This window comes from Virgibacillus dokdonensis, assembly GCF_900166595.1.
Taxonomy (GTDB): Bacteria; Bacillota; Bacilli; order Bacillales; family Amphibacillaceae; genus Virgibacillus; species Virgibacillus dokdonensis.
This window is the reverse complement of the sequence record NZ_LT745763.1, coordinates 4,181,250-4,199,370: the sequence shown is the minus strand read 5'-3', so window position 1 is coordinate 4,199,370 and position 18,121 is coordinate 4,181,250. Positions and strand designations below refer to the sequence as shown.

The window sequence follows — 18,121 nt, the reverse complement described above, 5'->3', positions numbered from 1 at the left end:
TAATAAGATTTGTGCCTCTTTGAAGCACAACATAACAGATAGCAACTTTGCCTGGTAGTAATGGCGGAGAGGTCACACCTGTTCCCATGCCGAACACAGTAGTTAAGCTCTCCAGCGCCGATGGTAGTTGGGACTTTGTCCCTGCAAGAGTAGGACGCCGCCAGGCGATGTACATTTTCAATTCAGTATACACCGACCAGTATTGTGGTATTTGGAGGATTAGCTCAGCTGGGAGAGCACTTGCCTTACAAGCAAGGGGTCGCAGGTTCGAGCCCTGCATCCTCCACCATTGCCGGCCTAGCTCAATTGGTAGAGCAACTGACTTGTAATCAGTAGGTTGGGGGTTCAAGTCCTCTGGCCGGCACCATTTAGCCTAGAGATAATATACTGTATCATAAAAGCATACGAGCCATTAGCTCAGTCGGTAGAGCATCTGACTTTTAATCAGAGGGTCGGAGGTTCGAATCCTCCATGGCTCACCATTACACATTTAATATTGCGGGTGTGGCGGAATTGGCAGACGCGCTAGACTTAGGATCTAGTGTCTTCGGACGTGGGGGTTCGACTCCCTCCACCCGCACCACAAAAGTTCGAAGTTTGGTATTTATGCGGAAGTAGTTCAGTGGTAGAACACCACCTTGCCAAGGTGGGGGTCGCGGGTTCGAATCCCGTCTTCCGCTCCAAAGCCAAGCCGGGGTGGCGGAATTGGCAGACGCACAGGACTTAAAATCCTGCGGTAGGTTTCTACCGTGCCGGTTCGAGTCCGGCCCTCGGCACCATAAGCGCCCGTAGCTCAATTGGATAGAGCGTTTGACTACGGATCAAGAGGTTAGGGGTTCGACTCCTCTCGGGCGCGCCATATTACGGGAAGTAGCTCAGCTTGGTAGAGCACATGGTTTGGGACCATGGGGTCGCAGGTTCAAATCCTGTCTTCCCGACCATTTTTTCGGGGCCTTAGCTCAGCTGGGAGAGCGCCTGCCTTGCACGCAGGAGGTCAGCGGTTCGATCCCGCTAGGCTCCACCATAATATATTTGCTCTTTGAAAACTGAACAAAACAACCAGTATGTCAAGGAAAAACAAACCCTGTTTTTCTTAAGAAATAAACTGAGAGAAATCTCAGAAGAAGCTAAGAATGATGAAGAACGGTGTTCATCATCACAAACTTTTATGGAGAGTTTGATCTTGGCTCAGGACGAACGCTGGCGGCGTGCCTAATACATGCAAGTCGAGCGCGGGAAGCAAGCAGATCTCCTTCGGGAGTGACGCTTGTGGAACGAGCGGCGGACGGGTGAGTAACACGTGGGCAACCTACCTGTAAGACTGGGATAACTCCGGGAAACCGGGGCTAATACCGGATGAAACAAAGCGTCGCATGACGCAATGTTAAAAGGCGGCATATGCTGTCACTTACAGATGGGCCCGCGGCGCATTAGCTAGTTGGTGAGGTAAAGGCTCACCAAGGCAACGATGCGTAGCCGACCTGAGAGGGTGATCGGCCACACTGGGACTGAGACACGGCCCAGACTCCTACGGGAGGCAGCAGTAGGGAATCTTCCGCAATGGACGAAAGTCTGACGGAGCAACGCCGCGTGAGTGATGAAGGTTTTCGGATCGTAAAACTCTGTTGTTAGGGAAGAACAAGTGCCATTCGAATAGGTTGGCACCTTGACGGTACCTAACCAGAAAGCCCCGGCTAACTACGTGCCAGCAGCCGCGGTAATACGTAGGGGGCAAGCGTTGTCCGGAATTATTGGGCGTAAAGCGCGCGCAGGCGGTCCTTTAAGTCTGATGTGAAAGCCCACGGCTTAACCGTGGAGGGCCATTGGAAACTGGAGGACTTGAGTACAGAAGAGGAGAGTGGAATTCCACGTGTAGCGGTGAAATGCGTAGAGATGTGGAGGAACACCAGTGGCGAAGGCGACTCTCTGGTCTGTAACTGACGCTGAGGTGCGAAAGCGTGGGTAGCGAACAGGATTAGATACCCTGGTAGTCCACGCCGTAAACGATGAGTGCTAGGTGTTAGGGGGTTTCCGCCCCTTAGTGCTGAAGTTAACGCATTAAGCACTCCGCCTGGGGAGTACGGCCGCAAGGCTGAAACTCAAAAGAATTGACGGGGACCCGCACAAGCGGTGGAGCATGTGGTTTAATTCGAAGCAACGCGAAGAACCTTACCAGGTCTTGACATCCTCTGACACCCCTAGAGATAGGGCATTCCCTTCGGGGACAGAGTGACAGGTGGTGCATGGTTGTCGTCAGCTCGTGTCGTGAGATGTTGGGTTAAGTCCCGCAACGAGCGCAACCCTTGATCTTAGTTGCCAGCATTTAGTTGGGCACTCTAAGGTGACTGCCGGTGACAAACCGGAGGAAGGTGGGGATGACGTCAAATCATCATGCCCCTTATGACCTGGGCTACACACGTGCTACAATGGATGGAACAAAGGGCAGCGAAGCCGCGAGGCCAAGCAAATCCCATAAAACCATTCTCAGTTCGGATTGCAGGCTGCAACTCGCCTGCATGAAGCCGGAATCGCTAGTAATCGCGGATCAGCATGCCGCGGTGAATACGTTCCCGGGTCTTGTACACACCGCCCGTCACACCACGAGAGTTGGTAACACCCGAAGTCGGTGAGGTAACCTTTTGGAGCCAGCCGCCGAAGGTGGGACCAATGATTGGGGTGAAGTCGTAACAAGGTAGCCGTATCGGAAGGTGCGGCTGGATCACCTCCTTTCTAAGGATTATGAAGGAAACATACTTGGTTGTTTGGTTCAGTTTTGAGAGAGTAAATGCTTGTCTCTCAAGGATGAGATAGAAGGATCTTCTGTTAAAACCCGTCACGTCCTGTGACGAACACAGAAGTCACCACATCCTGTGGAAGCTTGTACCTTGAAAACTAAATAAGAGTAACAACGACATCAAACCAAAAACTGAAAAGCAATATGCTTATTCATAGATAAAAATGTAAGATTAGTTAAGTGAATAAGGGCGCACGGTGGATGCCTTGGCACTAGGAGCCGAAGAAGGACGGGACTAACACCGATATGTCCTGGGGAGTCGTAAGTAGACATCGATCCAGGAATTTCCGAATGGGGGAACCCGCTGCTCGTAATGGAGCAGTACTTCTATCTGAATTCATAGGGTAGAAGAGGCATACCCGGGGAACTGAAACATCTCAGTACCCGGAGGAAGAGAAAGCAAACGCGATTTCCCGAGTAGCGGCGAGCGAAACGGAATTAGCCCAAACCAGAAGGCTTGCCTTCTGGGGTTGTAGGACACTCCATTGGAGTTATCAAGAGATTCTTTAGATGAAGCGATCTGGAAAGGTCGGCCAAAGAAGGTAACAGCCCTGTAATCGAAAAAGAATCTCCTCCGGAGTGGATCCTGAGTACGGCGGAACACGAGGAATTCCGTCGGAATCCGGGAGGACCATCTCCCAAGGCTAAATACTCCCTAGTGACCGATAGTGAACCAGTACCGTGAGGGAAAGGTGAAAAGCACCCCGGGAGGGGAGTGAAATAGAACCTGAAACCGTGTGCCTACAAGTAGTCGAAGCCCGTTAATGGGTGACGGCGTACCTTTTGTAGAATGGACCGGCGAGTTACGATCGTATGCAAGGTTAAGTGGAAGACACGGAGCCGTAGCGAAAGCGAGTCTGAACAGGGCGAATATAGTATGCGGTCGTAGACCCGAAACCGTGTGATCTACCCATGTCCAGGGTGAAGGTCAGGTAACACTGACTGGAGGCCCGAACCCACGTATGTTGAAAAATGCGGGGATGAGGTGTGGGTAGGGGTGAAATGCCAATCGAACACGGAGATAGCTGGTTCTCTCCGAAATAGCTTTAGGGCTAGCCTCAAGGAAAGAGTACTGGAGGTAGAGCACTGATTGAACTAGGGGCCCTCATCGGGTTACCGAATTCAGTCAAACTCCGAATGCCAGCTACTTATCCTTGGGAGTCAGACTATGGGTGATAAGGTTCATAGTCGAAAGGGAAACAGCCCAGACCGCCAGCTAAGGTCCCAAAGTATACGTTAAGTGGAAAAGGATGTGGAGTTGCCCAGACAACCAGGATGTTGGCTTAGAAGCAGCCACCATTTAAAGAGTGCGTAATAGCTCACTGGTCGAGTGACTCTGCGCCGAAAATGTACCGGGGCTAAACGTATCACCGAAGCTGCGGATTGTTCTTACGAACAATGGTAGGAGAGCGTTCTAAGTGCTGAGAAGTCAGATCGTGAGGACTGGTGGAGCGCTTAGAAGTGAGAATGCCGGTATGAGTAGCGAAAAAAGAGTGAGAATCTCTTTCACCGAAAGCCTAAGGTTTCCTGAGGAAGGCTCGTCCTCTCAGGGTTAGTCGGGACCTAAGCCGAGGCCGAAAGGCGTAGGCGATGGACAACAGGTAGATATTCCTGTACCACCTCATGAACGTTTGAACGATGGGGGGACGCAGTAGGATAAGGAATGCGCACCGATGGACGTGTGCGCCCAAGCAGTGAGAAAGTCGGATAGGCAAATCCGTTCGACAATTTCAAGCTGTGATGGGGAGGGAAATAGAGTACCGAAGTTCCGGATTTCACACTGCCAAGAAAAGCCTCTAGTGAGTTCATAGGTGCCCGTACCGCAAACCGACACAGGTAGGCGAGGAGAGAATCCTAAGGTGAGCGGGAGAACTCTCGTTAAGGAACTCGGCAAAATGACCCCGTAACTTCGGGAGAAGGGGTGCTCCTTTAAGGAGGAGCCGCAGTGAATAGGCCCAAGCGACTGTTTAGCAAAAACACAGGTCTCTGCGAAGCCGAAAGGCGAAGTATAGGGGCTGACACCTGCCCGGTGCTGGAAGGTTAAGGGGAAGCGTTAGCACTTCGGTGCGAAGCGTAGAACCGAAGCCCCAGTAAACGGCGGCCGTAACTATAACGGTCCTAAGGTAGCGAAATTCCTTGTCGGGTAAGTTCCGACCCGCACGAAAGGTGCAACGACTTGGGCACTGTCTCAACGAGAGACCCGGTGAAATTATACTATGCGTGAAGATGCGCATTACCCGCGACAGGACGGAAAGACCCCGTGGAGCTTTACTGTAGCCTGATATTGAATGTTGGTACAGCTTGTACAGGATAGGTGGGAGCCATCGAAGCGTGAGCGCTAGCTTACGTGGAGGCAACCGTGGGATACCACCCTGGCTGTACGAACCTTCTAACCCAGGGCCGTAATCCGGTCCGGAGACAGTGTCAGGCGGGCAGTTTGACTGGGGCGGTCGCCTCCCAAAAGGTAACGGAGGCGCCCAAAGGTTCCCTCAGAATGGTTGGAAATCATTCGCAGAGTGTAAAGGCAGAAGGGAGCTTGACTGCGAGACCTACAAGTCGAGCAGGGACGAAAGTCGGGCTTAGTGATCCGGTGGTTCCGCATGGAAGGGCCATCGCTCAACGGATAAAAGCTACCCCGGGGATAACAGGCTTATCTCCCCCAAGAGTTCACATCGACGGGGAGGTTTGGCACCTCGATGTCGGCTCATCGCATCCTGGGGCTGTAGTCGGTCCCAAGGGTTGGGCTGTTCGCCCATTAAAGCGGTACGCGAGCTGGGTTCAGAACGTCGTGAGACAGTTCGGTCCCTATCCGTCGTGGGCGCAGGAGGTTTGAGAGGAGCTGTCCTTAGTACGAGAGGACCGGGATGGACACACCGCTGGTGTACCAGTTGTTCCGCCAGGAGCATAGCTGGGTAGCTACGTGTGGCAGGGATAAGTGCTGAAAGCATCTAAGCATGAAGCCCCCCTCAAGATGAGACTTCCCATCACTATAAGTGAGTAAGATCCCTCAGAGATGATGAGGTTGATAGGTTCGAGGTGGAAGCGTGGTGACACGTGGAGCTGACGAATACTAATCGATCGAGGACTTAACTAACCTTTTTGGTAGATGTACGTTGAATGATCTCTTATTTAGTTTTCAAGGTAACAAGGAAAAAATGACTTTTTTCAACAAAGATCTTGATTTTTTCACAAAAACGATTATAATAAGATTTGTGCCTCTTTGAAGCACAACATAACAGATAGCAACTTTGCCTGGTAGTAATGGCGGAGAGGTCACACCTGTTCCCATGCCGAACACAGTAGTTAAGCTCTCCAGCGCCGATGGTAGTTGGGACTTTGTCCCTGCAAGAGTAGGACGCCGCCAGGCGATTAGCAAAAAAGCTGATTCATCAAAAAGATGGTCAGTTTTTTTATTTTATAAAATAAGAAAGGATAAAAGATGCTTAAGGATAAGGAAATAACTGATTAGCCACGTCTGGATTCAGCGTCCATGGACTTCACGAATTGCCTTACGATAAGTTATCATCGGTTCATGGCGAGGACATGAATCCTTTATCTCCGTTGATTCGTTCCACTCGCTATGTTGCTAAACGGGCGCTTGCGCCAAAGTTATTTCAATATCAACTCTTGTTAGTAAGAGGAGAGATTGTATGCTGAAAAAGTGTAACCGATCCACTCCACTTAAACCAACATATAGCTAGCTTCTTAGATCATACTTCTTGCGGATATTGATTATTATTAGGAAACGCATAGTTCCTACTTCTTCTTGAAATAAGAACAAGTTTAATTTAATTAGGGCTTCATTAAAAATAAACCTCATCTTGTTCACATATATATAAAATAAAAGGCTATATTTATTAACAATTGGGGGATTTAGTATGAAAGAAATAATCAATGAACTATTGGGGGATCATTTTTATGTTATTTTAACTCGTTTACTTATCGCATTATGCCTTTCTGGATTAATCGGGTTTGAAAGGGAGTTAAAAAATCATTCAGCTGGATTTCGCACCCATATTTTAGTAGGCGTTGGCTCTTGTCTAATGATGCTACTTTCTTTATTTGGATTTGAATTTTTTCTAGAGCATTACGAGAATATCCGTTTTGACCCTGCAAGAATACCTTCGTATGTGATAAGTGGAATTGGGTTTTTAGGTGCTGGTACCATCATTGTATATGGTGGCACGATAAGAGGTTTAACGACAGCTGCATCTATTTGGACAGTTGCAGGGTTAGGTCTGGTAGTAGGTGTTGGTATGTATGGGGCAGCAGTAGTAACAACTGCAATAATATTACTCAGCCTTATATTCCTTAATAATTTTGAACGCCTATTTAAAAAAGGAAAAGTTTCCCACGTTATTCAAATCGTTACACTCCCAGACTTGCCCGTAAATGAGGTGGTTGCAGTGTTTGACAACCATTACGTTTCTATTAAAAAAGTAGAAATATCAAAATCAGATAATAATTACCGTAATATTTTTATTAATACAGAAGGAATAACGAATGCAGAACGTCTAACTTTATTTGATGAAATTTCTCGTATTAACCATGTTAGAAATGTTACTGAATTAAAATAAAAAGCATATAGTTATAAGGATGTATTTAAAAGTGTTCGTATAAGATGGGAACTCCAGATAGTGGAATACTCATCTTTTTTTACGTTGTAGCAAAGTGTGAATTTTATTCTTAAAATTTTGACGATAAGCCAAGTTGTTGAAATATCGGCGGAAGGTTAGGAACAGGTCAAACTGTTGTTTAAGAAAGGTTAGATAGAGAAAAACAAACAGGGGAATTCCTAATAACGAGGTATAAAAATGGGCGATACTCGTTCGAATGAATTACGTCCGTTTCTTTTATATAAAAAAGGCGTACCTTTCAAAATTCTAAAATGTTTGGCAAAATCTTTTTTACACTATAGGAATGTGTCGGATTTTTTAATATATTATAAGCAAAAATACGGTTTCCGCCATAAGACTTGACGATAAGTCAAGTTTTCTATGGTAATACGGTTTGTCGTAATAAAAAGACTTTTGTCGTGAAATTCCCATTCATAGAAGGTTTTTTTATTATGTGTTTTTTATGAGTTATTTTTGTCTACAATAAACATAGTATTGTATTTGCATCTTCTTTAAATTCCCGTATAATAAAAGTATAGTCAAAGATAGTCAAAGTCAAAACCGTTACTCTATACAAAAGGGGGTGGGCATATGGGTAATATATCAGATATAATTGAAAGTTATTTGAAGCAAATCCTTCAATCAAAAGGGAAGAATGTAATTGAAATTAAACGAAGTGAGATAGCTGACCAATTTCAATGTGTCCCCTCACAAATTAATTATGTAATTAATACACGCTTTACTGCTGAAAAAGGTTATATTGTGGAAAGTAAGCGTGGTGGCGGTGGTTTTATTCGAATTATGCGGGTTATTCACCAAGAAGAGTCCAAGTTGATTGATGAAATTATTGAAATGATTAATCCATCTGTATCTCAGCAAAAAGCAGTCGGTATATTAGAAAGGTTACTTGAAGAAGAGTTAATTACGGAACGCGAGGCTAAGATTATGTTAAGCGCTATTGAAAGAACGACGCTTCCATTCCAATTGCCTTTACGAGATGAAATTCGTGCACGCGTATTAACATCCATGCTTACAACGCTTAAGTATTTAAATAAATAAAGGGGAGTGTGAACATGCAATGCCAAGAATGTCACAAACGTCCTGCAACCCTTCATTTCACACAAGTGATTCAAGGGCAAAAAATGGAGGTTCATGTTTGTAATGTTTGTGCGAAGGATAAAGGGTATATGAACTATTCAGAAGATGGATATTCGCTACATCATTTACTTTCTGGGTTATTTAATTTTGACACCTCCAGCTTGTCAAATCCACACACGGAAAGTTATCATCAGACAAAGGACTTACAATGTCCAAAATGCGAAATGACTTTTTCTCAATTTAAGCAAGTAGGAAAATTTGGCTGTGCTGTTTGTTATGAAACTTTTAACGATCGTTTAGACTCGATATTTCGAAGAGTCCATGCGGGGAATGTAAAGCATAATGGGAAAATCCCTAAACGACAAGGTGGAGATTTGCATAAGAAAAAACAGCTAGAAGATTTAAAACTGCATTTGAAAAAGTTAATTGAGAATGAAGAATTTGAAGAAGCAGCAAAAGTAAGAGATCAAATTAAAGCTTTAAATCAAGATGACGGTCAGGCAGAGGCAGGTGATCAATCATGACATTGCAGCAATTTATGAATGAAGCGATTAGCCCGTGGATGCGGAAAGATGGTCCAGATAGCGATATTGTTTTAAGTAGCCGTATTCGCCTTGCTCGAAATTTTGCTAATATACCTTATCCAATAGCTGCTGATCCAAAAGAGTTAGAGGAAATAAGGAGTTTTTTTCAAGAAAAGTATGAAGGACAAACTTATGGAGTGTATAAAGATTTAGCATTTGTATCCATTCGTGATCTATCCGCTATTGAAAAACGTGTATTAGTCGAAAAACATTTGATTAGTCCGTTGTTAGCAAAGCAATCTGAAGCTGCATCTGTGCTTATTTCTGAAAATGAGCAAGTATCTCTTATGATCAATGAAGAAGACCATATTCGCTTGCAACTTTATTTCCCAGGTTTTCAAATAGCAGAGGCCCTGCAACAAGCATTCGAATTTGATGATTGGCTAGAAGAAAAAATCAATTATGCTTTTGATGAAAAACGAGGTTACTTGACAAGTTGTCCGACGAATGTAGGAACTGGAATGCGTGCTTCTGTTATGATGCATTTGCCCGCGTTAGTTTTAACAAAACAAATCAATCGCATGATACCAGCAATTAACCAGTTAGGTCTCGTTGTACGAGGTATTTATGGCGAAGGTAGTGAAGCGCAAGGAAACATTTTTCAAATATCTAATCAGATTACGCTTGGAAAATCAGAAGAGGATATCGTTGCTGATTTGCAAAGTGTTGTGAAGCAATTAATTGAACAGGAACGTTATGCGAGACATCGGATAATGGAGCAATCGAAAGAGAAGTTGGAAGATCGAATTTTTCGTTCTTATGGTGTATTGGCATATGCAAGAATTTTAGAATCAAAAGAGGCTGCAACATGCTTATCCAATGTAAGGTTAGGTATTGATGTAGGTTTATTGAAAAATGTATCAAGAAATATTTTAAATGAACTAATGATTTTGACTCAACCAGGATTTTTACAGCACTATGCCAAAAAAACATTAGCAGCAAGTGAACGTGACCAATTGCGAGCTTCTCTTATTCGTCAGCGGTTGCAATTAGAGGAATAGATAGGAGGAAACGAATATATGATGTCTGGACGTTTTACCGAAAGAGCACAAAAAGTACTCGCACTCTCCCAAGAGGAGGCTGTAAGATTAGGGCATAATAATATCGGGACAGAACATATTTTACTAGGACTTGTCCGCGAAGGAGAAGGTATTGCTGCAAAAGCATTACAATCACTTGGATTGGAGATTTCCAAAATTCAAGAAGAGGTGGAAAAACTAATTGGCGTAGGGAAACAGCCAATGCAAACAATTCACTATACACCACGTGCGAAAAAAGTGGTAGAACTTTGCCAAGATGAAGCACGTAAGCTTGGGCATTCATATGTTGGCACAGAGCACATACTATTAGGGCTTATCCGAGAAGGAGAGGGCGTTGCTGCTAGAGTTTTAAATAATTTAGGGGTTAGCCTGAACAAAGCTAGACAGCAAGTTTTACAGCTTTTAGGTAGTAATGAATCGCAAGCAAATCGTCAGGGGCGTGCGCAACAATCCAATGCGAATACCCCAACACTTGATTCGTTAGCACGTGATTTAACGGTGAGCGCCAAAGAAGGCAATATTGATCCAGTTATTGGACGTAGTAAGGAAATCGAACGGGTTATTCAAGTGTTAAGTCGCCGTACGAAAAACAACCCTGTATTAATTGGCGAGCCTGGTGTAGGAAAAACAGCGGTTGCAGAAGGGCTTGCACAACAAATTATTCAAAATGAAGTACCAGAAACATTACGAGATAAGCGCGTGATGACGCTAGATATGGGAACGGTTGTGGCAGGAACAAAATATCGTGGTGAGTTCGAAGATCGTTTGAAAAAGGTAATGGAAGAAATTCGTCGAGCTGGTAACATTATCTTATTTATTGATGAATTGCACACTTTAATTGGCGCTGGTGGGGCAGAAGGTGCGATTGATGCGTCAAATATTTTAAAGCCATCACTTGCCCGTGGTGAGTTACAGTGTATTGGTGCTACGACATTAGATGAGTATCGTAAATATATTGAAAAAGATGCAGCGCTTGAGCGCAGATTCCAGCCTATTCAAGTTGATGAACCAACGTTGGAAGAAACGATCCAAATTTTAAAAGGCTTACGTGATCGTTACGAAGCACATCATCGTGTTACGATAACAGATGAAGCAATTGAAGCAGCTGCTAATCTATCGGATCGTTATATAACTGACCGGTTCTTACCAGATAAGGCGATTGATTTAATTGATGAAGCAGGATCGAAGGTGCGTTTAAAATCCTATACTGTACCACCAAACCTGAAGAAATTAGAACATAAGTTGGAAGAGGTTCGTAAGGAAAAGGATGCAGCTGTACAAAGTCAAGAGTTTGAAAAAGCCGCATCGCTTCGTGATTCCGAGCAACGGTTACGTGAAGAAGTAGCTGAGACGAAGACAAAATGGAAAGAAAAGCAAGGACAAACCGATACGGAGGTTACAGTAGAAGACATTGCGAGTGTTGTATCTATCTGGACGGGTGTCCCTGTAGCAAAACTAACGAAGGATGAGAGCGAACGTTTGCTTAACATGGAGGAGATCCTTCACAATCGAGTAATCGGTCAAGAAGAAGCTGTAAATGCCGTTTCTAAAGCAATCCGTAGAGCTCGAGCAGGGTTGAAAGATCCGAAACGCCCAATTGGTTCGTTTATATTTTTAGGACCAACAGGGGTTGGGAAAACGGAATTAGCTCGTGCCTTAGCGGAAGCCATGTTTGCGGATGAGGATGCCATGATTCGAATTGATATGTCGGAGTATATGGAAAAGCATGCTACTTCTCGTTTAGTTGGCCCACCTCCTGGCTATGTAGGATATGAAGAAGGCGGTCAACTAACTGAAAAAGTCCGTAGAAAACCGTATTCCGTTGTGCTTTTAGATGAAGTAGAAAAGGCTCATCCGGAAGTGTTCAATATCTTATTACAAGTTCTTGAAGATGGTCGTTTAACCGACTCCAAAGGTCGCGTGGTCGATTTTCGTAATACGGTATTAATTATGACATCGAATGTTGGTGCGAGCGAATTAAAGCGAAATAAATATGTTGGCTTTAATTTAGGGGAAGAAGACCAGGATTATAAAAATATGAAATCAAAAGTAACGGAAGAGCTAAAAAAAGCATTTCGACCAGAATTTTTAAACCGTATAGATGAAACAATTGTTTTCCATTCCTTAGAGAAAAAACATATGAAGCAGATTGTAACGCTAATGATTCAACAACTGCAAAAACGTTTAAAAGAACAAGATATCGAGTTCTCGCTAACAGATAAGGCAATTGAAAAGATTGCCAATGAAGGTTTCGATCCTGAATATGGAGCAAGACCGCTTCGTCGCTCGATTCAAAAGAATGTAGAGGATTTATTGTCTGAAGAGCTTTTAAAAGGAACAATTGAAAAAGGTCAAAAAGTAAAAATTGGTTTAAACAATAAAGGAGAATTTATTATACTTCCTTAGTCTTATCTATATGATGATAAGTAGTAACGGAAAGCGGCAGCCATGGTCATCGCCATAAAGACTTGTTAATAGCCAAGTTTTTCTGACAAACCAATCCTTTCGTGAGGAGGTAGCTTCACGAAAGGATTGTTTATTTAGAACCAAATTAATGCTTTAAGAAATTTATTTACAAAAAGAAAAGAAGTATTATTCTAAGAAACAAATATGACCTAATTTGTACTATAGAAAAGTATAAGGTTTTATCGTATAAGAAAAACGAAGGCTTATGCGAAAGATTTGTCGATAAGTAAAGTTGTTGTAATAAGATAGATAGGTTTAGGGAAAACGTCCTGCTATGTTGCAATAATATAGATGATGAGAATCATTCTTTTAACGCCAAAATATGTTAAACTAATAAAAATAAGCAATAGAAAGCATAAAATTTTAAGGCTTATCGTATAAGCAAAACGAATGCTTTCTATATAAAGAATTGGTGAAAAGCAAAAGATGACTTGCGTTAGGAAAATCGCGAAAGCACTCGCAGGCGAGTTTTTTATACTATAGGAAAGTATAAATTTTTTAAGGTTTATAGTATAAGCGGATAAAGACTTTGGCGATAGCCAAGTTTTTCGAATAACAAAACGCTGCTTTTAAGTAAATTGAAGCAACAAGAAGTGTCTTTTCGAAAAAAGTGAATCCATTTTTAGCTTTAAGCAGTATGAAATAGGGAAGATTTGTGGCACGACTATGGAATTCCTATTCAAATTGATAGGAACCTGTAACTTTATGGTTGCTAAAATCGTATATAATAGATAAGTGAAGGGGTAGTGATAGGTTGGCGAAGCGTAAAACGAAATTTGTTTGTCAGGATTGTGGGTATGAAGTAGCAAAATGGCTTGGCAAGTGTCCTGGTTGTAATAATTGGAATACGTTTGTAGAAGAGATTGAAATTACTGGTGGGAGACAAAAGCAAGCTTTTCAAACAGGTAATAGGTCAGTAGGAAAGCCTGAAAAAATTACAGCAATTAAATCACAACAAGAACCGAGAGTGACAACAGATATGAAAGAGTTTAACCGTGTGCTCGGCGGCGGCATTGTGCCAGGCTCTCTCGTTCTAGTTGGTGGTGATCCAGGGATTGGAAAGTCTACCCTATTATTACAAATATCATCTCAATTGGCAGATAAAAGTCTGTCTGTTTTATACATTTCCGGGGAAGAATCAACGAGACAGACAAAGTTGCGTGCTGATCGTTTAGGTGTAACTTCCGACGAGTTATATGTGTTAGCAGAAACAAGTTTACTTGATATAGCAAATCAAATCGAAGCAATAAAACCATCATTTGTCGTTATTGATTCCATTCAAACGGTCTATCGTGAAGAGATTACTAGTGCACCGGGCAGTGTTTCTCAAGTAAGAGAATGTACATCTGAATTGATGAAAATTGCTAAAACGAATGGAATACCCATCTTTATTGTGGGACACGTGACGAAAGAGGGGACGATTGCTGGCCCAAGGCTTTTAGAGCATATGGTGGACGCTGTGCTATATTTTGAAGGGGAGCGTCATCATACGTACCGTATTTTAAGAGGTGTGAAAAATCGGTTTGGTAGTACGAATGAAATGGGCATCTTTGAGATGAAGGAAGCGGGGCTACGCGAAGTTTTAAACCCTTCAGAAATATTTTTGGAAGAACGTTCACAAGGAGCTTCGGGGTCTACCGTCGTAGCTTCTATGGAGGGAACAAGACCAGTATTGGTAGAGATACAGGCATTAATTTCTCCTACAGCGTTTGGTAACCCTCGTAGAATGGCGACAGGAGTAGATCAGAACCGTGTTCCACTACTGATGGCAGTGTTAGAAAAACGTGTCGGTTTAATGCTGCAAAACCAAGATGCATATATTAAAGTTGCTGGTGGTGTTAGACTTGATGAACCTGCCATTGATTTAGCAATTGCTGTTAGTATTGCTTCTAGCTTCCGTGATCAACCAACAAAGCCGGAAGATATTTTTATTGGGGAAGTCGGACTGACGGGAGAAATAAGACGGGTATCTCGCATTGAACAACGTGTTCAAGAAGCTGCCAAACTAGGATTTAAACGCGTTATTTGTCCTAAAAATAATTTGGGAGGTTGGACAACGCCAAATAACATCGAAATTATCGGTGTAAACACGGTGCAAGAAGCATTACAAATCGGGGTAAGTAGATAAGTTTTGTTTTTATTTCATTAGTAAGAAGTATAAATGAAAGGTTTGTAGGATAAGGGCGTTTGAAAATGCTTATTTACTCCAACGTTTAAAGGATTGTTCATTACTTGGAAGTTTATAAACTATCATATGGAAATTATTTCATTATAAATATTATTCAAGGATTATTTTTTTTCATCTTAGGCAATAATATAAGTTAGGAGGTGGCATTGCTGATGAAAAAGATTGTGCATTTGTTTTTCATTATTTTAGGAGGAACTATAGGTTATCTTTATGTTCCTTTGTTTTTAGCTTTATTAAATATTGCCGATGCTAATTGGATGTTCTCTCCCTATATAGGAATGGCGATCGGTGCTATTATTTTCTTTCTCATATCATATTGGCTTGTCGATTATATTGTAGGGTTTTTAAAATGGATAGAGGAAGCACTTATTCGTCTACCTGCTGGTGATTTATTTTCAGGGACGTTAGGTTTGATGGCTGGTTTAATTATCGCGTATTTAATCACCATACCTTTGGGAGATCTTAATGTATTAGTTTCACAAGTTCTTCCATTATTTATAACGATTATATTAGGGTATCTAGGTTTTCAAGTCGGTTTTCGCCGTCGTGAAGATATTGTCAATTTATTTAATATGAATCGTAAGGAAAAAGAAAAGCGAAAAATCCCAGAAAGTGATGTAACAAATACAACCATACAACCTAAAGCAAAGATATTGGATACAAGTGTCATTATTGATGGACGGATCGCTGACATTTGCCAAACGAACTTCTTGGAAGGAACGGTTGTTATTCCGCAATTCGTACTTGGCGAGCTGCAACATATTGCTGATTCATCTGATGTATTAAAGAGAAACCGTGGACGTAGAGGTTTAGACGTGTTAAATCGGATCCAGAAAGATTTACCTGTAAAAGTGGAAATCTATGAAGGGGACTTCGAAGATATTCATGAGGTGGATAGCAAATTAATCAAATTGGCTAAAGTAATTGATGGTATCGTTGTAACCAATGACTTTAACTTGAATAAAGTTTGTGACTTGCAAAGTGTGTCTGTATTAAACATTAATGATTTGGCGAATGCTGTGAAGCCTGTTGTCCTGCCTGGGGAAGAATTAACCGTACATGTTATAAAAGATGGGAAAGAACATAATCAAGGGGTCGCTTACCTTGATGATGGAACCATGATTGTTGTGGAAGAAGGTAGAGACTATATCGGCAAAACAATCGAAGTGCTAATTACGAGTGTCTTGCAAACGTCTGCTGGACGAATGATATTTGCAAAACCAAAATTACTTGAAAAAGCACTGTAAAAAGGTATAACATATAAAGGATGAACAAAAGTGATAACAATGGTTGTTATCACTTTTGTTATACGAGCAAGAACCGTATAATTTAATATAGAATTTAAAAGCAAGGCGCTGTCATACAAAAAATCTCCTGTATCACATTTTAAGTCTCTAAAACATAGGAGTATGATTCATTTTATTTTAGGAAAGTATACAGTTTTAAGGTTTATAGAATAAGAAAAACAACGGCGTTATTCCGCCATAAAGAGTTGGCGGTAAGCTAAATTTATCTAATTCATGTTTGATTGTAGAAAGGGGAAGAGCCATGACAAATCAGGTTCGAGTACGTTATGCACCAAGTCCAACAGGTCATTTGCATATCGGAAACGCACGTACAGCATTATTTAATTACTTATATGCAAAACATTTCAATGGAAAAATGATTATTCGCATTGAAGACACAGACGAGAAACGAAACGTAGCAGGTGGCGAAGAAAGCCAGCTAAAGTTTTTAAAATGGTTAGGTGTTGAATGGGATGAAGGCGCTGATGTAGGTGGCGATTACGGTCCGTACCGTCAGATGGAGCGTCTTGATATTTATCAAAAATATGTGGACGAGCTGTTAGAAAGAGGCTTGGCATACAAATGCTATATGACAGAGGAGGAGCTTGAAGCGGAAAGAGAGCAACAGCGCGCTAACGGCCAAGTTCCAAAATATTCTGGCGCCCATCGTGATTTAACGGAAGCACAAATCGCAGCCTTTGAAGAGGAGGGGCGTTTACCAAGCATCCGTATGCGAGTTCCTGAAAATAAGACATATACATTTAATGATATGGTAAGAGGCGATATTACATTTGAATCTAGTGATTTTGGTGATTGGGTTATTGTAAAGAAAAACGGTATTCCGACGTATAACTTTGCCGTAGCTATTGATGACCATCTAATGGAAATTACGCACGTATTACGAGGAGAAGAACATATTTCCAATACTCCAAAACAAATGATGATATATGATGCATTTGGTTGGCAGCCGCCAAAATTTGGCCATATGACACTGATTCTTAACGAAGAACGGAAAAAATTAAGCAAGCGTGACCAGCATATTATTCAATTCATTGAACAGTACCATGACTTAGGCTATTTGCCAGAAGCTTTGTTTAATTTTATTACGTTACTAGGTTGGTCTCCGGTTGGGGAAGAGGAAATTTTTGATAAGCCAACTTTAATTGATATCTTTGATCCAAATCGCTTATCTACGTCTGCAGCTATCTTTGACCGTCATAAATTGAAGTGGATGAATAATGCGTATATAAAAGCGACAGACCTTTCAGAAGTGATTGACTTGGCACTACCACATTTAGTAAAGGCTGAAAAGCTGCCGAACGATATGGATGAAGAGACAAGGGAATGGGTTGAGAAGGTTATTGCATTATACAAAGAGCAATTGCGTTATGGTGCAGAAATTGTAGAATTAACGGAGATGTTTTTCTCTAAAGAGCTCAGCTTTGATGACGCTGCTTGGGAAGTTCTTGAAGGAGAGCAAGTTCCAGAGGTATTACAAGTCTTCACAGATAAGCTCCTTCATTTGGATGATTTTACAGCCGACTCTATTAAAGCTCAGATTAAAGCAACACAAAAAGAAACGGGGCATCGAGGTAAGAAACTATTTATGCCGATCCGTGTAGCTACTACGGGACAAACTCATGGACCAGAATTACCGATGGCAATTGAACTACTAGGAAAAGATACCGTCATTAGCCATTTAGACGCTGTATTAAAGAAACTTAAAGCGTAATGATTCACAACTTACGTAAAATGTAATATAGTAATATTACATAAATAAGGAACGATGACGAGGGAAAGTAAAAAGCAATAAACTAACACAGAGAGAATCACCTTGGCTGGAAGTGGTTTTTAGGATTGCTTTTGAAGTGCTCCTCTGAAGTCCGTTGTGGAATAGTAGTACATAACGGCGGCGCTTACCGTTATAAGTTTAAGTTGGAAGGAATTTATTTATCCTTCAAACAGAGTGGAACCGCGCATGAAAGCGTCTCTGAGTATGCATACCCAGAGACGCTTTTTTAGGTGCGCCCTGCATGGGCGAAAACTTGG

General features: G+C 42.2%; 8 protein-coding genes, 9 tRNA genes, 4 rRNA genes and 1 other annotated feature. All 21 genes read left to right on the top strand.

Annotation, left to right across the window (positions count from 1 at the left end):
- The first annotated feature begins 50 nt into the window (after positions 1-50).
- Positions 51-166: ribosomal RNA gene (rrf, locus tag B2C77_RS21270) — 5S ribosomal RNA — on the top strand.
- A gap of 47 nt (positions 167-213) precedes the next feature.
- Positions 214-289 (top strand) — tRNA-Val (locus B2C77_RS21265).
- 2 nt (positions 290-291) lie between these two features.
- A tRNA-Thr gene (locus tag B2C77_RS21260) sits at positions 292-367 on the top strand.
- 39 nt (positions 368-406) lie between these two features.
- Positions 407-482 (top strand) — tRNA-Lys (locus B2C77_RS21255).
- A gap of 16 nt (positions 483-498) precedes the next feature.
- Positions 499-583, top strand: a tRNA-Leu gene (locus B2C77_RS21250).
- A 25-nt stretch (positions 584-608) separates the two neighbouring features.
- Positions 609-683, top strand: a tRNA-Gly gene (locus tag B2C77_RS21245).
- Positions 684-690: 7 nt separating this feature from the next.
- Positions 691-779, top strand: a tRNA-Leu gene (locus B2C77_RS21240).
- A 3-nt stretch (positions 780-782) separates the two neighbouring features.
- Positions 783-859: transfer RNA gene (locus B2C77_RS21235), tRNA-Arg, on the top strand.
- Positions 860-864: 5 nt separating this feature from the next.
- Positions 865-941 (top strand) — tRNA-Pro (locus tag B2C77_RS21230).
- Between the two features lie 7 nt (positions 942-948).
- Positions 949-1,024: transfer RNA gene (locus B2C77_RS21225), tRNA-Ala, on the top strand.
- 141 nt (positions 1,025-1,165) lie between these two features.
- Positions 1,166-2,730, top strand: a 16S ribosomal RNA gene (locus tag B2C77_RS21220).
- Between the two features lie 238 nt (positions 2,731-2,968).
- Positions 2,969-5,888: ribosomal RNA gene (locus tag B2C77_RS21215) — 23S ribosomal RNA — on the top strand.
- Positions 5,889-6,045: 157 nt separating this feature from the next.
- A 5S ribosomal RNA gene (rrf, locus tag B2C77_RS21210) occupies positions 6,046-6,161 on the top strand.
- Together the 16S, 23S and 5S rRNA genes with 9 tRNA genes alongside form the textbook arrangement of a ribosomal RNA operon.
- A 511-nt stretch (positions 6,162-6,672) precedes the next feature.
- Complete coding sequence (locus B2C77_RS21205; protein WP_077706795.1) at positions 6,673-7,371, top strand: MgtC/SapB family protein; 699 nt, start codon at positions 6,673-6,675, stop codon at positions 7,369-7,371.
- A gap of 630 nt (positions 7,372-8,001) precedes the next feature.
- Positions 8,002-8,469, top strand: a complete 468-nt coding sequence (locus B2C77_RS21200; protein ID WP_077706794.1) for a CtsR family transcriptional regulator — start codon at positions 8,002-8,004, stop codon at positions 8,467-8,469.
- Between the two features lie 14 nt (positions 8,470-8,483).
- On the top strand, positions 8,484-9,032 hold the full coding sequence (gene mcsA / locus B2C77_RS21195; protein ID WP_077706793.1) for a protein-arginine kinase activator protein McsA: 549 nt from the start codon (positions 8,484-8,486) through the stop codon (positions 9,030-9,032).
- Complete coding sequence (gene mcsB / locus B2C77_RS21190) at positions 9,029-10,093, top strand: protein-arginine kinase McsB (protein WP_077706792.1); 1,065 nt, start codon at positions 9,029-9,031, stop codon at positions 10,091-10,093. The genes mcsA and mcsB overlap by 4 nt, the downstream gene beginning before the upstream one ends.
- 18 nt (positions 10,094-10,111) lie before the next feature.
- Entirely contained in the window at positions 10,112-12,538 is a 2,427-nt protein-coding gene (gene clpC, locus B2C77_RS21185; protein WP_077706791.1) for an ATP-dependent protease ATP-binding subunit ClpC, read from the top strand.
- 814 nt (positions 12,539-13,352) lie between these two features.
- Positions 13,353-14,726 carry a DNA repair protein RadA gene (radA, locus tag B2C77_RS21180; RefSeq protein ID WP_077706790.1) on the top strand — a complete coding sequence of 458 codons (1,374 nt, stop codon included), beginning with the start codon at positions 13,353-13,355 and terminating at the stop codon, positions 14,724-14,726.
- A gap of 209 nt (positions 14,727-14,935) precedes the next feature.
- Positions 14,936-16,033, top strand: coding sequence for a PIN/TRAM domain-containing protein (locus B2C77_RS21175; protein ID WP_073012680.1), 1,098 nt, complete (start codon positions 14,936-14,938; stop codon positions 16,031-16,033).
- Positions 16,034-16,334: 301 nt separating this feature from the next.
- Entirely contained in the window at positions 16,335-17,804 is a 1,470-nt protein-coding gene (gltX, locus tag B2C77_RS21170; RefSeq protein ID WP_077706789.1) for a glutamate--tRNA ligase, read from the top strand.
- Between the two features lie 45 nt (positions 17,805-17,849).
- Positions 17,850-18,067 (top strand) — a binding site (T-box leader).
- The last annotated feature ends 54 nt before the right edge of the window (positions 18,068-18,121 follow it).

Coding starts and splice junctions, on each gene's coding strand:
- B2C77_RS21200 (WP_077706794.1), top strand. CDS start 8,002: ATGGGTAATATATCAGATATAATTGAAAGTTATTTGAAGCAAATCCTT.
- mcsB (WP_077706792.1), top strand. CDS start 9,029: ATGACATTGCAGCAATTTATGAATGAAGCGATTAGCCCGTGGATGCGG.
- mcsA (WP_077706793.1), top strand. CDS start 8,484: ATGCAATGCCAAGAATGTCACAAACGTCCTGCAACCCTTCATTTCACA.
- B2C77_RS21205 (WP_077706795.1), top strand. CDS start 6,673: ATGAAAGAAATAATCAATGAACTATTGGGGGATCATTTTTATGTTATT.
- clpC (WP_077706791.1), top strand. CDS start 10,112: ATGATGTCTGGACGTTTTACCGAAAGAGCACAAAAAGTACTCGCACTC.
- gltX (WP_077706789.1), top strand. CDS start 16,335: ATGACAAATCAGGTTCGAGTACGTTATGCACCAAGTCCAACAGGTCAT.